The organism is Agrobacterium sp. GD03872 (assembly GCF_029840625.1).
Lineage (GTDB): Bacteria > Pseudomonadota > Alphaproteobacteria > Rhizobiales > Rhizobiaceae > Agrobacterium > Agrobacterium fabrum_A.
On the sequence record NZ_JAOCCY010000025.1, the window covers coordinates 12480 to 28301 of the forward strand.

Sequence of the window (15822 nt, forward strand, 5' to 3'; positions counted from 1 at the left end):
GCCGCGCCTGTTCCACCTTGAGCCTGCATTCCGCAAAAGTGATCGCCCGATGCATCAGACGACCCGCCCGAGACTGCGCGATATCGGTTTCCGGCCCGGCCATTTCGAGACCGGCCCGCTCAACGCCATCACCGATGTCGAAGACGTGACCATCGGCCATTCGACCGTCATCGAAGGCGACACGATCCGCACCGGCGCAACCGCGATCTTGCCGCATGGCGGCAATCTGTTTCAGGATAAGGTGCCCGCCGCCTTCGCCGTCTATAACGGCTTCGGCAAATTTGCCGGCTCCACTCAGATCGAGGAACTCGGCGAACTCGAAACACCTGTTATCCTCACCAATACGCTGGCGACCGGCCGGGCAATCGAGGCGATCAACCGCCACGCATTGGCGCAGCCGGGTAATGAAAAAGTGGTGTCCATCAATGCGGTCGTCGGAGAGACCAACGACTCCCGCCTCAACGACATCCGCGGCGGACGCCCTACTGTAGAGGAAATTTCGACCGCGCTGCAAAACGCGGCCACAGGCCCGGTGGTCGAGGGTGGCGTGGGTGCCGGAACCGGTACGGTCGCTTTCGGCATGAAAGGTGGCATCGGCACCGCATCCCGCATCGTCACCATCGCCGGAAAGACCTATACGCTCGGCATTCTCGTGCAATCCAATTACGGCGGCCATCTGCTGGTCTGCGGCAAGCCCTATGTCAGCCCTGACCATAAGGACAAGGACGGCTCTATCGTCATCATTGTCGCAACCGACGCGCCGCTCTCCTCCCGCAATCTGAAGCGTCTCGCGGCCAGAAGCTTCGGCGGGCTGGCCCGCACGGGTGCCGCACTCAGCAATGGCTCCGGTGACTATGCGCTGGCCTTTTCCACCGATGAGCGGCTGCGCCGCACGCCGGCGCGCCGCAAGGCGGTGGCGGAATATCCTGAGCTTTCCAACGATGCGATTTCGCCGCTCTTCGAAGCAGCGATTGAGGCGACGGAGGAGGCGATCCTCAATTCGCTCTGCGCGGCAACCACGACAACCGGCTTCAATGCCGGCACCGGCAAGGCCTCCACGGTCGAAGCCATTTCCATCGACGCCCTTAAAACCCTTCTTTCAGCCTGACTTTTCCAGACGGAGTTTTCATGACTAGCCCATCCGGCCGCATCGTTTACGTCAACGGCGAATTCCTGCCCGAAGCGGACGCCCGCCTCTCCATCTTCGACCGCGGCTTCCTGTTCGGCGACGGCATTTATGAAGTTACCTCGGTTCTCGAGGGCAAGCTGATTGACAGCGACCTGCATATGGCCCGTCTGGAGCGCAGCGCCCGCGAAATCGACGTGGCCCTGCCGGTCACGACCAAGGAAATCGTCGAGGCCGAACGCCGCCTGATTGCCGACAACAACCTCGTCGAAGGCATGATCTATCTGCAGCTGACGCGTGGGGCCGAAGACCGCAACTTCCTGTTCTCCGCCGATCTGAAGCCGACGCTGGTCATGTTTACCCAGGCCAAGAAGCTGATCGGCACTCCGGTCGAAGAGGTCGGCATCGCCGTCAAATCGGTTCCGGACCAGCGCTGGGAACGCCGCGATATCAAGACCGTCTGCCTTTTGCCGCAGGTCATGGCAAAGCGCATCGCCAAGGCCGAAGGCTGCGACGAGGCGTGGATGATCGAGGATGGTTTCGTCACCGAAGGCGCGTCCTCAACCGCCTATATCATCACCGGCGACAAGAAGATCATTACCCGCGGCAACAGCAACAAGACCCTGCCCGGCTGCACCCGCCTCGCCGCCCTGCAACTGGCCAAAGAAGCCGGCTTCACGCTGGAAGAGCGGCCGTTTACGCTGGAAGAAGCGCTGAATGCAAATGAAGCCTGCCTGACCAGCGCCTCCAACTTCGTGGTTTCGGTGACGAAGATCGACGGCAAGCCGGTGGGTAACGGCAAGCCTGGCCCGCTCGTCAGCCGTCTGCGCGCGCTCTATCTGGAAAACGCCCGCCGCACCGCGATCTGATCGAAAGCTTTTTGTTTGTCGCATTTCCGGACGGAAAACCGGGGCCACTTTTCCTGGAAATGCTTTAGCCTTCGAGAACCGCCCATATACGCTCGACAACGGGCCGGCGGTTCTCCTTGGAACGATAAAGCCGGATATCGACGGCAATATCGAAACTGTCATCGGCGGCGCGCACCAGCGCGCCGCTGTCCAACTCGTGCCGCATCAGGCTTTCCGGCACCCAGGCAACACCCCAGCCGGCCATCGCCATGGCTTTCAGCCCCACCGACATGCTGCCCTCATGCACCCGTTCGAATTGCGGCAGGCGCGCGCTCAGCAGATCGCGCAGCAACGGCCCGAAGAACGAGGCCTTTTCGTAATCGAGATAGGCGAAGGGTTTTCGCGCATTTTCCGTGAGCGCATGCAGCGGTGAGCCATTTTTCGCCGGTGCGGAAACGGGAATGATGTTTTCGGCACCCAGCACGCGGAACTCGAAGGTCTGCGCATCGAGCAGCATCGGCACTTCGGGATGGGCATAGGTCAGAAGGAAATCGCTCTGCCCGTCAACCAGCGAATTGAGGTTTTCCTCCATGCTGCCGGAATCGGGCCGCAGAACCGAGAATAGCGGCCCGGCCGTCTCGTTCACCCGTTTCAGCCAGTCGGGAAAGAAGGTGAAAGACAATGTATGCAGCGCCGTCAGCCGGACCGTCTTCGCATCGGCCCCTTCTTCCTGCAGCAGGGTGCGCCGCGCATGGTAAAGCTGCTTCAGCGTCTCCTGCGCCACCGGCACGAACTTCACCCCCGCCTCGGTCAGCCGCGACGGATAAGAGGCGCGGTCGACCAGCGTCGCCCCCACCCAGGCTTCAAGCTGCTTGATGCGCCGGCTGAAGGCGGATTGCGTCACATGCCGCTCATCCGCCGCCTTCGAGAAATTGAGCGTTCCGGCCAGCGCCAGGAAATCCTCGAGCCATTTGACTTCCAAGGGCCTGTTCTCCCACAAAGATGTCGTCCCAGCCTTCAACCGGAACATGGGGTCTTTATTAGGAGCAATAAGGGCTGATTGAAACCCTTTAGAAAGCTTCGGGCCGTTTGGGAAACTGACGAGCGGCCGCTTGCGTCATCCGCGGGCTTGACCCGAGGATGACGTCGCGTTTGCGGGACGCAACGGGATCGGTTCAGACCGTTAGCGGCTTCTGGAATATTCGATCATCCGCGCCCGGCTGGAGACCAGCTCGATCCGGTCGTCACCCAGCCGGTTGAGGCAGACGCGCTTCGTCCATGGCCCATCAATCAGCGTGAAGAGAAAGCGGCCATTGCCGAGCGCCTTCAGAGGCATGCTGCGACGCGTCGGGCCGATGCCCATCGTCAGTGACGAGCCGCTGATCGTGAAATCGGCGCCCTCATCGGAGCGCCACGTTCCCGAAAGATCATCCGGCACGGCATGATCGCCAACCGGCAGGAAACGGCGGGCGGCATGGCCGGCCTCACCGACGATCGCATCGCCTTCACATCTGAGGCGCATGGGCGAGGATGCGGAGCGGGAAGAAACCCAGCCATCGGCATCTTCATAAAGCGTATCGTCGCCATCGATGAAAGTGGATGTGCTGCCCTTGATCTCCAGCCACCACGGTCCGCTTTCGGTCACGTAAAGACCATCAGGAAGGTTGGTGGCGGGTTTGGGCAAAGGCAGGCCGGTCAAAGCCGCCATGCTTTCCAGCGCGATCTTGAAACCGTTGGTATCCTCGCGGTTGGACACCACGACGAAGCCCGTGCCATTTTCCGGATCGAGCAGGAAATAGGTCTTGTAGCCCGGATGCGAACCGCCGTGACCGACGAAGTGCCTGTCACCGAGATGCGACCAGCGTAAGCCCAAGCCATATTCGCTCATCCGCCCATCCGCGAGCGGCCGCTCGGCGGAAAGCGCGTCAAGAACACCCGCGAAGCTGCCCTCGCCGCGCATCAGACCCTGCAACCAACGGGTAAGTGCTTCGGCACTGCCGGCAAGACTGCCGGAAGCGGAAATATGCAGACCGGCGGCCGAAAGCTGCCAGTTGTCTTCGGCCTTCCAGTAGCCAGGCACCAGCCCATCGACAGGATCGTTCCAGACATCCGGCGCCTTGAGAAACACGCCGAACGGCCCGGCAATCTGCGTCTGCACGAAATCGTCGAAACAGAAACCCCGGCGTTCCAGCGCCGCTTCCACCAGACGGTAACCGGTATTGGAATAGGAAACCTCGCTGCCGGCATCGAAATTCAGCCGCGTCAGCCGTGACAGGTATTCGAGAAGCGGTCCGGCCTTCGTCTCGGTGTATACGGAAAGGCCAAGCAGTGAGAGGCATTCCCGTGTATCCGGCAGCCCGCCGCTCATATCCAGCGCCTGCCCCACCGTCACCTCGCGGAGCGGCGATTGCAGCTCCGGCAGATGTTTGCCGAGTGGATCGTCAAGCCCGATCAGATCGGAATGGGCAAGCACCATGGCGCAGAAAGCGTGTTTGGTGACGGAGGCGTAACGCACCACGCTCTGCGGCGTGAAAGGTGCGAATGTCGAAAGGCTCTCGACACCGCCTGCATGGGCAAAACGAATGCCGTTGAGATCGAAACCGATGACCGCCCCGCCCGGCTCGTTGCTCGCCCATTGCGAGACGAAGCTCTCTGAAAGGGTTGAAGCGGCGTTCCAGTCGAATTGCTGTGGCATGGTTCGGTCTCTTGTGTCTTCATTAAAAGCCGGACGGACATAAGAAGCGACACGGCATATTCGACGTCATCCTCGGGCTTGACCCGAGGATCCACCTCTCCCAGGTGCATGGATCCTCGCCTCAGGGGCGAGGATGACGGAGGAAAGCTTGTGCCGTCTCTCCATCATCCCAAACCAACCTCAGGCCGGTTCTTCCAGCCGGATGCTCAGGCTGCGCAGCTCTTCCGTATGCGGGTGTTTGGTCCGTCCATCGCGCAGATCGCCGGCACTCAGCTGCTCCACCATTTCCCCGTTCAGCATCACGCCAACCTGCGGGCACAGATGCGCGATAACAGCCAGATTGTGGCTGACGAGAATATAGGTGAGGTTGCGTGCCGCGCGCAGGTCCTGCAACAGGTTCAGGATTTCCGCCTGCACCGACACATCGAGCGCCGAAGTCGGCTCATCGAGCAGCAGCACCTGCGGGTCCGCGATCAACGCGCGGGCAATCGCCACGCGCTGGCGCTGGCCGCCGGAAAGCTGGTGCGGGAACCGGAAACGCACGGCCTGCGGCAGCGCCACATCGGACAAAGCCTGCTGGATGCGTTTTTCGATATTGTCCATGCCGTGCACCAGCGGCAATTCGCTGAGAATACGGTCGATGGTCTGGCGCGGATGCAGTGAACCGTAGGGATCCTGAAACACCATCTGCACCTGCCGGAAGAACTCCGGCGTGCGCTTCAGCGGTGCGTCCTTGCCGGCAAAGGCGATACGGCCTTCCCAGCTTTCGTTGAGGCCCGCCATGGCCCGCAGGATGGTGGACTTGCCCGAGCCGCTTTCGCCGACGATGCCGAAGCTGCCGCCCTTTTCCACCGAAAAGGACACGCCCTTCACCACTTCGCGGTCGCCGAACTTGATACGGAGATTATCGACGTCGATCATTGGCTGGACCACCCTGCATCACGGTTGAGAACGGGAAGGCGCTCGCGCGGATGCGTCAGCGAGGGAATGCAGTTCAGAAGTCCCTTTGTGTAGGGATGTTCGGCTTTCAGGAGTTCGGACGCCTTCAGTTCCTCCATCACCCGGCCAGAATACATCACGGCGACGCGGTCGCAGAAATGCGAAACGAGCGGCAGGTCGTGGCTGATGAGGATGAGGCCCATGCCGCGTTCCGACACCAGCTCCTCGATCAGCCGCAGGATTTCCGCCTGCACCGTCGCATCAAGCGCGCTGGTCGGTTCGTCAGCGATCAGAAGTTCGGGATCGGGCGCGAGCATCATGGCGATCATCACGCGCTGGCCCATGCCGCCGGAAACCTCATGCGCATAGGATGAGGCAACCTGGCGCGGATTGCGGATCTTCACCTGATCAAGCAGGCCGATCGCCGCTTCCATGGCGGCACGCTTGCTGCCGCCCTTATGGGCCCGCCAGGCTTCCGCGATCTGCGCACCCATGGTCTTCACCGGGTTCAGCGAATATTTCGGGTCCTGCAGGATGAAGCCCGCCCGCTTTCCGCGGATCTGGCGCATCTGCCTTTCGCTGGCAGACAGCACGTCGATGCCGTCGAAGGCGAGCTTGTCGGCGCGGATATCGGCATTGGAGGGCAGAAGCTTCATCAGTGCGCGCGCCGTGAGGCTCTTGCCCGAACCGGATTCGCCGACAATGCCGAGCTTTTCGGTGCCGAGCTTCATGGAAACACCGCGCACCGCCTCGAAACGGCTGGTGCGGGTCTGGAATGCGATCTTCAGATTTTCGATTTCGACCAGCATGGCTCAATGTCCCTTCGGGTCGAGAACGTCGCGCAGGCCATCGCCGAGGAAGTTGAAGGCGAGCGAAACGAGGAAGATGGCGATGCCGGGAATGGTGGCGACCCACCATTGTTCGAAGATGAAGCGCTTGGCGGTGGCGATCATCGCGCCCCATTCCGGCGAAGGCGGCTGCGCGCCCATGCCGAGGAAGCCGAGGCTTGCGGCGGTGATGATGATCGAGCTCATGTCGAGCGTGATGCGCACGATAAGGCTCGGCACGCAGAGCGGTGCGATATGCCGGGCGATGATGCGCCAGGCGGAAGCGCCGGTCAGCCTATAGGCCGCGACGAAATCGCTGCCACGCACCGTCATGGTTTCGGCGCGGGCCAGACGCGCATAGGGCGGCCATGCGGTGAGCGCGATGGCGAGAATGGCGCTTTCGACGCCGGGCTTCAGCGCCGCGACGAAGGCGAGCGCGAGGATGAGGCGCGGGAAGGCCAGGAACACATCCGTCACCCGCATCAGCACCGTATCGACAATACCGCCGAAATAACCGGCGATGCAGCCGATGGCGAGCCCGATGGGTGCCACGAGAACGACGACGGCAATGACCATGCCGAGCGTGACGCGGCCGCCATAAAGGATGCGCGAGAGAATATCGCGACCGAGCTCATCCGTGCCGAACCAGTGTTCGGCGCTCGGAAACGCCAGACGGTTGCCGAGGTTCTGCGTCGCCGGATCGTAAGGGGCAAGCAGCGGCGCCAGCAGCGACAGCGCGATGAAGAGAACGATGATCGTAAGCCCGATCACCGCCAGCGGGTTGGACTTGAGGTTCAGCCAGATGCGATACCGGTTGCCCCAGGCAGCCTGTGTTCGCGAATGTGGCGTCTCATCCAGCGCCCAGTTTCTGAAATTAGCTAACATCATCGAACGCGAGGATCCATAACTCTGTAAAGCACGTCTGCGAGCAGGTTGAGGGCGACATAGATGAAGCCGATCAACAGGGTTGCTCCGACGACGGGGTTCATGTCCGCGTTCATGAGCGAGACGGTGAGGTATTGGCCAAGGCCCGGCCAGCTGAACACGGTTTCCGTCACCACCGCACCTTCGAGAAGGCCGGCATAGGTGAGCGCGAGAACTGTGACGAGCTGCACGGCGACCGTCGGGAAGGCGTGCCCCCAGATGACGGTCATGGCCGAAAGCCCCTTGGCGCGGGCGGTGATGACATATTCGCCCTTCAGCGCGTCGATCATGAAGGCGCGCGTCATGCGGGTAATATAGGCCATGCTGAAATAGGCAAGGATGCAGACGGGCTGCACCATATGGGCGATGGCGTCATAAAACGCATCCCAGTCGCCGGCAAGCAGCGTGTCGACCGTCATCAGGCCGGTAACCTGCGTGATCATGCCGTCATAGATGATGTCCTGACGACCCGGGCCGGGTGCGACGCCAAGCGTGGCGTAAAAGACGAGCAGCGAAATCAGCGCCAGCATGAAAACAGGCACGGAGTGACCGGCAAGGCAGACGACGCGGATCACCTGATCGGTCAGCTTGCCCTGCTTCACGGCGGCCCAGACACCCAGCGGAATACCGATCAGCGCGGCCAGAATGAGGGCTGCCGTGGCAAGTTCGAAGGTGGCGGGAAAGACGCGCTTGATATCGACCCAGACCGGATTGCGGGTCAGGATCGAATTGCCGAAATCGCCATGCAGGACCTGCGTGACATAGTGGAAGAACTGCACGACCAGCGGCTGGTCGAGGCCCATTTCGGCCCGCACCCGCACGATGACGTCCTCGGGCGCGTTGTCGCCGACCGCCGCGATGACGGGATCGACGGGCATGACGCGCCCGATCATGAAGGTGATGACCATCAAACCGAACAGCGTCAGGATGACGCTGCCCAGTATCGACGATATGCTTTTAACGCGCTTGTTCAATGTCACGCTTTCTTCGCATCGTGGTAGGAATTGCCCTCGGAGAGAACGCCGAGTTCGAAACCGGAAACACCCTTGCGGAAGGCCGCCGTCTTCGTGGTCTGGAACATGAACACGAAGGGGCTGTTTTCCATGTGCTCGCGCTGCAGGGCCTCATAAAGCTCCACGCGCTTTGCCGGGTCCTTCTCGTCGCGCGCAGCTTCCGCCTTGGCGGTGAAGTCGTCGTTCTTGAAGCGCGAACGCCACAGGAAGGGCTTCGACTTGGCGTCGTCGCCATTGTCCTTGTTGATGTTGAAGACATCGGCGTTGGAATGCGGATCGAAATAATCCGTGCCCCATGCGGAAAGCGCCATCTGATGCTCGCGGGCGCGCATCTTGGTCAGAACCTGACGGTTTTCCGCCGACTGCAGACGCACCTTGATGCCGATATCGGCAAGGTTCGCCTGAATGGCCTGCGCCAGATCCGGATAAGGCTGGGCGGAATAGTGATCCATGCTGATCTCGAAACCGTCGGCAAGACCGGCTTCCGCCATCAAGGCCTTGGCCTTTTCCACGTCACGCTGGTACGGAATGTCGTTGACGGCGCCGGGGAAGCCCTTCGGCTCGAAGCTCTGGTGGATTTCGTGCGTCAGCGGCACGATGTTTTCCTGCATGCCCTTGTAGTCCAGCGCCCACTTGATGGCCTGCCAGACCTGCGGCTTGGCGAGATTTTCATTGCCCTGGTTGAGCGAGATCAGCACCAGCGAGGCGATGGACTTGCGCTCCAGCTCGATATTGGCATCGTCCTTGACGGTGCGCAGCTGTTCCGACGTCAGGTCGCGGGCAATGTCGATATCGCCCTTCTGCAGCATCAGAAGCTGCGAATACGGATCGGTGACATGGCGCAGGATGATGCGCTTGATGTTACCCTTGTAAGGACCATTCGGATTGACGGTTAGCGCAACGCTTTCGCTCGGCTTCCAGGCCTGCAGGACGAAATCGCCGGAACCGGCGCTGTTCTTCTGCAGCCAGCCATTGCCGAGGTCTTCGCCCGAAGCATTGGCGAGAACCGCCTTCTTTTCGACGATCGCGCCGATATTGGCGGAGAGGCAATAAAGCAGGAAGGAGATGGCGGTCGGCTTTGCCGTCGTCAGCTTCACCGTCTTGTCGTCGGCGGCAACGATGGTCGTCTCGGCATTGTCAGGCGTGAAGCCGAACTGGCTGATGATGAAGGCCGGGCTCTTGTTCATCTTGATGGCGCGCTGCAGCGAGAAGGCGACGTCTTCCGCGGTCACTTTCGCACCGCTGGAGAAGGTTGCTTCGTCACCGATCGTGAAGGTGAAGACCTTGCTGTCGGCATCGGCTTCCCAGGATTTCGCGATGACCGGATCGACCTTGGTGGAATCCTCGCGGTTGGCGCGCACCAGCTTCTGATACATGTTGGACATGATTTCACCGCCGACGGCTTCGAAACCTTCATGCGGATCAAGGCTCGTCATATTGTCCAGCTGCTGGGCGACCACCAGAATATCCTTGGGTGTCGCGGCAAAGGCCGGAATGCGCGCATAGGACAGGAACGGAACGGCAGCGCCGGCAATCAGCAGGTTGCGTCTTGAAATCATCGAGAATCCCCTTTCGGACCTTATTTTTCGGAAAACGGTGTGGGTTTGCCCCAATCCAGTCATTTTTTTTATGTTTTCCCGCGATTACCACGAGCAAACGAGGCCCGACCAATTCCAAATTTGGCAGAGCCTATGCACGGATTGCATTTGCTCCCGGCTTGACCTTTCCTCTACCAATTCAGAAAACTCGTCCGCACGCGCGTCCGCGCAATCCCATTTCCGAAGGTGAATGACCATGACCGACCAAAAAACCGTACCCGTCTTCGACGGCCACAATGACGTGCTTCTGCGGTTATGGCGGTCGGGCAATGCTTCGCCCGAAACACTTCTCATCGAAGGCGATACGGCCGGCCATATCGATCTGCCGCGCGCGAAGAAAGGCGGGCTGGCCGGCGGCCTCTGCGCCGCCTACGTGCCTTCGCCCAGCATGGACAAGGACGCCAACGGCGACTACCCGACACCTGCCGAAGCGGATGCGCTCAAGGCGACGCTTGCCATGGCCGGCCTTTTGTTCCGGGCCGAGAAGCAGTCGAACGGCGCTCTGAAGGTCTGCCGCACGGCCGCCGATATCCGCAACGCCATGGCAGAGGGCGCCTTCGCTTCCGTCTTCCATATCGAAGGTGCGGAGGCGATCGGCGCCGATCTGGATGCTCTCCACGTTCTCTACGAAGCGGGCCTGCGCACGCTCGGGCCGGTCTGGAGCCGCCCGAACATCTTTGCTTACGGCGTTCCTTTCCGTTTCCCCTCGACGCCGGATATCGGCCCCGGTCTCACGGATGCCGGCAAGCGGCTCATAAAGACCTGCAACGAGCTGAAGATCATGGTCGACCTGTCGCACATGAACGAGCAGGGTTTCTGGGATATCGCGAAAATATCAGACGCACCGCTGGTGGCGTCGCATTCCAACGCCTATGCGCTGTGCAATCACAGCCGCAACCTGACGGACCGGCAGCTGGACGCCATCCGCGACACCGGCGGCCTCGCTGGCATCAATTTCGGCGTGCTGTTCCTGCGCCAGGACGGCGTGAAGAACCCGAATACGGACCTGAACGAACTGGTGCGCCACGTGGACTACATCGTCAACCGCATCGGCATCGATCACGTCGCGCTCGGTTCGGATTTCGACGGCACCACCATTCCCGCCGCCATGAAGGATGCAGCCGATCTGCAATTGCTGGTCGAAGCCCTGCGCAAGGGTGGTTATGACGACGAGGCGCTGGCCAAAATCTGCCACGGCAACTGGATCCGCGTGCTCGAAAAAACCTGGGGCGCGTAAGGCATATTGCAATTTATCTCCGGCGCAAAGCGCCGGAGATGTAAGCGGCAGAACCTTAAGCCTTTGCCGCTTTTTTCCTGCCGGTCGCCCGGAAGGCCAGAAACCCGGCGACGACACCGATCAGCGCCCATTTCATCGGCAGCACGTCCGCCGTCTCGCTGCGGATCGGCAATACGGTCACGGTGCCCGGGCGGGATTCATAACCCATCTGCCCTTTCGCCTTGGCCTCCGCGATCTGTTGCGGCGAAACGACCCATTCGGCGCCGCGCATCTTATCCACCGCCATGTATCCGCCGCCCGCCGCGAGGGCGACGACGAGCGAAATAACTATTCTTACGGGCATGTTCATTGGCATCTCCTTCAATCCAAGGGAGCCTGTATTCGCATCAAACGACGCCACCAAGCAACCGCCACGGTCAATTTGGCGCCTTTGGGAACAATCGCGCAAATCATGCATTCCATAGTTGCATTTCCCGCTCTAGACTTGGTGAAATTCGCACATGACCGGACACAAACTTCACATCGACACTTCATGCTTTTCTGCTAAGCAAATTTCCGCAACCGAAACGAATTAGCGACACAATCCTGTGGTTCGCCAACGGGAACCGGCGCTGGGCAAAATAAATGGCAGACAAGAGCGAAATTACACAAACCGATGTTACGGAATCCGCGGTTGAAAGCTTTTTTGCCCGAAACCGCCCCTATTTGACCGCCATCGCCATCACGCTGGTCTTCGTGATGATGACCTTCGCCATCTATCACCTGACCTCCGAAGTCCGTTATGACGACGTCATCGATGCGCTGACGCAGACCTCGGCCTCGGCGGTGCTGCTCGCCATCGTTTTCACCGCGCTCAGCTTTCTGGCGCTGATATTTTACGACGCCAATGCCATCGAATATATCGGCCGCAAGCTGCCCTTTCCGCCCATGGCGGCAACCGCCTTTGCGGCCTATGCCATTGGCAACACTGCCGGTTTCGGCCCCCTGAGCGGCGGCGCCATCCGCTTTCGCGCCTATTCCCGGCTGGGCCTGTCACCCGGCGAAATCGCCCGCGTCATCGCCTTCGTCACCCTGTCCTTCGGGCTTGGCCTGCTTTCGGTCAGCGCCATCTCCACCTTCATCGTCGCACCGCGCATCGCCGCCATCATCGGCGTCGATGCCCTTTTCCTCAGGGGTGCAGCGCTTGCCATTATCGCGGTCCTCGTGGTGGCGGCCTATATCGGGCGCAACGGGCACGCGATCCGGCTAGGCGCATGGCGCCTGCGCCTCCCGGACAGCCGGACATCGTCGCGCCAGTTTCTCGTCTCCGCCTTCGATATAGCCGCCTCCGCTTCGGTGCTTTATGTCCTGCTGCCCGACACGCATCTCGGCTGGCCGACATTTTTCGCCATCTATGCCACCGCCGTCGGCCTCGGCGTCCTCAGCCATGTGCCGGCCGGTCTCGGCGTTTTCGAAACCGTGATGGTCGCGGGGCTCGGCAACGCCATCAGCGTCGACCAGCTGCTCGGAAGCCTGGTTCTCTACCGCGTGATCTATCACGTGCTGCCGCTGGTGGTGGCCATTCTGGTCATGCTCGTCTCGGAGATGAAGCAATTCGCGGCAAAGCCTGTTGTTTCCGATATCAGCCAGCTTGCCGTGCGGCTCGCGCCGCCGCTGCTATCGACCTTCGCGATGATCCTCGGCACCATGCTGATCTTCTCGAGTGTGACGCCGACACCGGACAGCAATCTGGATTTCCTCTCCAATTTCGTGCCGCTTCCGATCGTCGAAGCGGCGCATTTTCTGACGAGCATTCTCGGCCTCGTGCTTGTCGTCGCCTCGCGCGGCCTCGGGCAGCGGCTGGACGGCGCCTGGTGGATTGCGCTGGTCGCCGCCTCGCTGGCGCTGGTTCTCTCGCTCCTCAAGGCCATCGCCGTGTTTGAAGCCGCCATCCTCGGCGTCTTCATCGCGGCGCTTGCCGTCAATATGCGCAGCTTCAACCGCCATGCCTCGCTGGTGAAACAGGCGCTGGGCCCAAGCTGGCTCGCCGCCATGGCCGTCATCATTGCCGGCGCGGCAACCATCCTGCTCTTCGTCTATCGCGATACGGATTACAGCCAGACATTATGGTGGCAGTTCGAATTCTCCGAGGAAGCGCCGCGCGGATTGCGCGCCCTTCTCGGCCTCGTGCTCGCCTCCTCCACCATCGCCATCTTCAGCCTGATGCGGCCGGTGGCCTTCAGGCCGGACGCCATCAAGGCCGACGACGTCACGAGCGCGACCGCCGTCGTCATGACGCAGGATGCGGCCGACGCCAATCTGGTGCGCATGGGCGACAAGCACGTGATGTTCTCCGAAAGCGGCAATGCCTTCATCATGTACGGCATTCAGGGCCGCTCATGGATCGCCTTCGCCGATCCGGTCGGCGACGAGGATGATTTTCCTGACCTGGTCTGGCAATTCGTGGAAGCCGCCCGCGCCGCCGGCGCGCGCGCCGCCTTCTACCAGATTTCGCCTTTCCTGCTTTCCCATTGCGCCGATGCGGGCCTGCGCGCCTTCAAGCTCGGCGAACTGGCGTTGGTCGATCTCACCGCATTCGAGCTGAAGGGCGGCAAGCTCGCCACTCTTCGCCAGTCGCTGAGCCGCGGCGCGCGCGACGGCCTGACCTTCGAGGTGGTCGAGCAGGCGCAGGTGCCGGCTATTATGGATGAGCTGAAACAGGTCTCCGACGGCTGGCTCGCCCACCACAATACCCGGGAAAAGCGCTTCTCGCTTGGCGCTTTCGAGCCTGACTACATCCTGTCGCAACCCGTCGCCGTGCTGCGCAAGGATGGAAAGATCACCGCCTTCGCCAATCTGATGGTGACGGACACGAAAAAGGAAGCCACCGTCGACCTCATGCGCTTTTCGCCGGATGCGCCGCGCGGTTCGATGGATTTTCTCTTCGTCAGCATCATGCAATATCTGCGCGAGGCGGGTTATGAGAGCTTCAACCTCGGCATGGCCCCCATGTCCGGCATGTCGAAACGCGACGCCGCCCCCGTCTGGGACCGCATCGGCAGCACGCTGTTCGAACACGGCGAACGGTTCTACAACTTCAAGGGACTTCGCGCCTTCAAGGCGAAGTTCCACCCGAAATGGGAACCGCGTTACCTTGCCGTGCAGAACGGCGCAGACGCCGCTCTGGCGCTGATGGATGCGACGGTTCTCATCAGCGGCGGCGTCAGAGGAGTGATCGGAAAATGAGAAAATCCAGCATGCTGAAAGCGGTTCTCGCCGCCTCCGCCCTGTTCGCCGCGCCCTTGCTTGTTTCTGGCGCCGTTTTTGCGCAGGACAGGCCGTCTTACGAAACCGGCATGATCCCGGCAGACCACATCATGGTGCCGGATGGAGATATCCAGGCCAGCATTTTCCTGATTTCTGATGCCAATGGCTGGACGGATGCCGACGAAACCCGCGCCAGGGCGCTGGTCGAAAAAGGCGTCGCCGTCGTCGGTATCGACTTCAAGGAATATCTGAAGGCGCTGGAGGCGGATGACGACGAGTGCATCTACATGATCTCGGACATCGAGTCGCTGTCGCAGCAGATCCAGCGCACGGCCGGCACCGGCAGCTATCGCCTGCCGATCGTGACCGGCATTGGCAAGGGCGGCACGCTTGCCCTTGCCATGATCGCACAGAGTCCCGTTTCCACCCTCCGCGAAGCCGTCGCGGTCGATCCGAAGGCGGGCCTGCCGCTGCAGAAGATTCTCTGCACCCCGGCAACCAAGGACAAGGTGGATGGTGAAACCGTCTATGGCCTGACCGACGGCGCCTTGCCGGCGCCGGTCAGCGTCATCTACACCCCTGACGCGGACCAGAAGGGCCGCGACCACGTCAACGCGCTGCTGAAGCTGCACCCCGATATCGATGTCACCGATGTGACCGACAAGGCCGATGAGGTGCTGACACAGACGCTTTCCGACAAGGTCGATGCCGCAGGAGACAGCGACAACCCGCTCGGACTTCCGATTACGGTTCTCGAAGCAAAACCTGTAATGGACACGATGGCGGTGATCTATTCCGGCGACGGCGGATGGCGCGATCTGGACGAAGAGGTTGGCAGCGCCCTCCAGAAACAGGGTGTGCCTGTTATCGGTGTCGACGCCCTGCGATATTTCTGGAAAGAAAAAGAGCCGAAGGAAGTGGCGAGCGATCTCACCCGCATCATCGACACCTATCGCAAGGAATGGAAAGTTCGCAATGTGGTGCTGATCGGTTATTCCTTCGGCGCAGACATCATTCCCGCCACCTACAATCTCCTGCCTGATCGGGTGAAATCTTCGGTCGCGCAGCTTTCGCTGCTGGGCCTTTCCAACGAAGTGGACTTCGAAATCTCCGTGCAGGGATGGCTTGGCGTGGCCGGTGAAGGCAAAGGCGGCAAGACGGTGGATGACATCGCCAAGATCGACCCCAAGCTCGTGCAATGTGTTTATGGCACGGAAGAAGAGGACGAAGACCCCTGCCCCGGCCTCAAGGCAAAGGGCGTCGAAACCATCGGCATCGAAGGCGGACACCATTTCGACGAAGATTACGAGGCGCTGGCCAAACGCATCGTCACCTCGCTTAAAACCCGACTGGCGAAATAACCCGACAC

Annotated in this window: 13 protein-coding genes; 5 read left to right on the forward strand and 8 right to left on the reverse strand. The window is 61.0% G+C overall.

From position 1 onward, the window contains the following. Window positions 1–49: 49 nt before the first annotated feature. On the forward strand, window positions 50–1108 hold the full coding sequence (locus N5D22_RS25900) for a P1 family peptidase (RefSeq protein WP_279657924.1): 1059 nt from the start codon (window positions 50–52) through the stop codon (window positions 1106–1108). A 20-nt stretch (window positions 1109–1128) separates the two neighbouring features. After that, window positions 1129–1995 carry a D-amino-acid transaminase gene (locus N5D22_RS25905; protein WP_279657922.1) on the forward strand — a complete coding sequence of 289 codons (867 nt, stop codon included), beginning with the start codon at window positions 1129–1131 and terminating at the stop codon, window positions 1993–1995. A 64-nt stretch (window positions 1996–2059) separates the two neighbouring features. Here the strand turns inward: N5D22_RS25905 and N5D22_RS25910 are convergent, their stop codons facing one another. The 7 genes from N5D22_RS25910 to N5D22_RS25940 all read right to left on the reverse strand — a co-directional run bounded on the left by N5D22_RS25910 (window position 2060) and on the right by N5D22_RS25940 (window position 9931). Beyond that, complete coding sequence (locus tag N5D22_RS25910; protein WP_279657921.1) at window positions 2060–2956, reverse strand: LysR substrate-binding domain-containing protein; 897 nt, start codon at window positions 2954–2956, stop codon at window positions 2060–2062. A gap of 201 nt (window positions 2957–3157) precedes the next feature. Then, entirely contained in the window at window positions 3158–4669 is a 1512-nt protein-coding gene (locus tag N5D22_RS25915; RefSeq protein WP_279657920.1) for a serine hydrolase, read from the reverse strand. Window positions 4670–4849: 180 nt separating this feature from the next. Next, complete coding sequence (locus N5D22_RS25920) at window positions 4850–5590, reverse strand: ABC transporter ATP-binding protein (protein WP_035224433.1); 741 nt, start codon at window positions 5588–5590, stop codon at window positions 4850–4852. After that, complete coding sequence (locus tag N5D22_RS25925; RefSeq protein WP_279657919.1) at window positions 5587–6417, reverse strand: ABC transporter ATP-binding protein; 831 nt, start codon at window positions 6415–6417, stop codon at window positions 5587–5589. The genes N5D22_RS25920 and N5D22_RS25925 overlap by 4 nt, the downstream gene beginning before the upstream one ends. Before the next feature lie 3 nt (window positions 6418–6420). Then, window positions 6421–7323: a nickel transporter permease gene (gene nikC, locus N5D22_RS25930; protein WP_004433196.1), complete on the reverse strand. Its 903-nt coding sequence runs from the start codon at window positions 7321–7323 to the stop codon at window positions 6421–6423. Beyond that, window positions 7320–8333: an ABC transporter permease gene (locus N5D22_RS25935; RefSeq protein ID WP_279657989.1), complete on the reverse strand. Its 1014-nt coding sequence runs from the start codon at window positions 8331–8333 to the stop codon at window positions 7320–7322. Before N5D22_RS25935 ends, nikC begins: the two co-directional genes overlap by 4 nt. 2 nt (window positions 8334–8335) lie before the next feature. Next, entirely contained in the window at window positions 8336–9931 is a 1596-nt protein-coding gene (locus N5D22_RS25940; RefSeq protein WP_279657918.1) for an ABC transporter substrate-binding protein, read from the reverse strand. 235 nt (window positions 9932–10166) lie between these two features. On the opposite strand from N5D22_RS25940, the gene N5D22_RS25945 reads away from it, so the two are divergent. Then, complete coding sequence (locus N5D22_RS25945; protein ID WP_279657917.1) at window positions 10167–11207, forward strand: dipeptidase; 1041 nt, start codon at window positions 10167–10169, stop codon at window positions 11205–11207. Window positions 11208–11262: 55 nt separating this feature from the next. Here the strand turns inward: N5D22_RS25945 and N5D22_RS25950 are convergent, their stop codons facing one another. Next, window positions 11263–11556, reverse strand: coding sequence for a hypothetical protein (locus N5D22_RS25950; RefSeq protein ID WP_279657915.1), 294 nt, complete (start codon window positions 11554–11556; stop codon window positions 11263–11265). A gap of 275 nt (window positions 11557–11831) precedes the next feature. On the opposite strand from N5D22_RS25950, the gene mprF reads away from it, so the two are divergent. Both mprF and N5D22_RS25960 read left to right on the forward strand, forming a co-directional pair. Further along, window positions 11832–14432, forward strand: coding sequence for a bifunctional lysylphosphatidylglycerol flippase/synthetase MprF (gene mprF, locus N5D22_RS25955; RefSeq protein ID WP_279657914.1), 2601 nt, complete (start codon window positions 11832–11834; stop codon window positions 14430–14432). Then, window positions 14429–15814, forward strand: a complete 1386-nt coding sequence (locus N5D22_RS25960) for a virulence factor family protein (RefSeq protein ID WP_279657913.1) — start codon at window positions 14429–14431, stop codon at window positions 15812–15814. The genes mprF and N5D22_RS25960 overlap by 4 nt, the downstream gene beginning before the upstream one ends. Window positions 15815–15822 lie beyond the last annotated feature (8 nt).